Genomic DNA, 440 nt, shown 5'->3' on the forward strand with positions numbered 1-440 from the left:
CTTCTTCCCCTTCATAAAGTTTCGTTCGAGACTGCGCCGGGAGATCGCCGCGACGGGTGACCCCGCATGTGAATCGAGATGGTTTGACGCAAGCCGCCAAAGAACGGCTGTGTTCGAGGTCGACAGGGAGAGAAACAAGATGAAGCCATTCGTTCTGAATGTCGCGGTGGCGGCCCTCGTGGTTTCGTGCGCCGGCAGCGGGGCCAGCCAGGCCGCCTGGGAGCCGGTCCGCCCGGTCGAGTTCATCGTGCCGGCGTGCACCGGCGGCGGCGCCGATCAGATGGCTCGCACCATTCAGGGCATCGTCACCAAGCACAATCTGATGAAGCAGCCGCTGGTCGTCATCAACAAGGCCGGCGGGGCCGGCGGCGAAGGCTTCCTCGACGTCAAGACGTCGTCAGGCAATCCTCACAAGATCATCATCACGCTGTCGAACCTGT

At 62.5% G+C, this 440-nt stretch carries 1 pseudogene; it reads left to right on the forward strand.

Features of this window, described 5'->3' with window-relative positions:
• Positions 1 to 139: 139 nt before the first annotated feature.
• Positions 140 to 440, forward strand: a pseudogene (locus tag AACY45_RS28695) (tripartite tricarboxylate transporter substrate binding protein); the annotation flags it as partial.

The sequence above is a fragment of the Pseudomonas sp. RA_35y_Pfl2_P32 genome (assembly GCF_963970735.1).
GTDB lineage: Bacteria > Pseudomonadota > Gammaproteobacteria > Pseudomonadales > Pseudomonadaceae > Aquipseudomonas.